This window comes from Streptomyces milbemycinicus (assembly GCF_002154605.1).
GTDB lineage: Bacteria > Actinomycetota > Actinomycetes > Streptomycetales > Streptomycetaceae > Streptomyces > Streptomyces milbemycinicus.
The window spans coordinates 1-278 of sequence record NZ_MUNE01000718.1 but is presented as its reverse complement, the minus strand read 5'-3'; the positions used below and the strand labels follow the sequence as shown (position 1 = coordinate 278).

General features: G+C 73.4%; 1 pseudogene. It reads left to right on the top strand.

The annotated features are described in order from the left end of the window. A pseudogene (locus CCN51_RS58525) lies at positions 1 to 145 on the top strand (MarR family transcriptional regulator); the annotation flags it as partial. Positions 146 to 278: the final 133 nt, after the last annotated feature.

The window sequence follows — 278 nt, the reverse complement described above, 5'->3', positions numbered from 1 at the left end:
CGCGACGGACCGGGGCAAGGAGACCGCCGACCGGCTGCGCGGCTCACTCGACTTCGCACGCGCGCCGCTGGCCGGGCTGTCGGAGCAGGAGCGCACGGTGCTGCGCGATCTGCTCAAGCGGATGCTCGGAACAGACCCGGTCTGATCCCCGCCCGGGATGGGCGGGGCGGGGACCCGAGTCAGGTCGGCGGCCCTTCTTAGGTGCACCACCAGAGAAAGCGGTCGCAGGTCTCCGTGGGCGAGGGCGTGGGCTGGGACGGGGACGAGGTGGTGGGGCC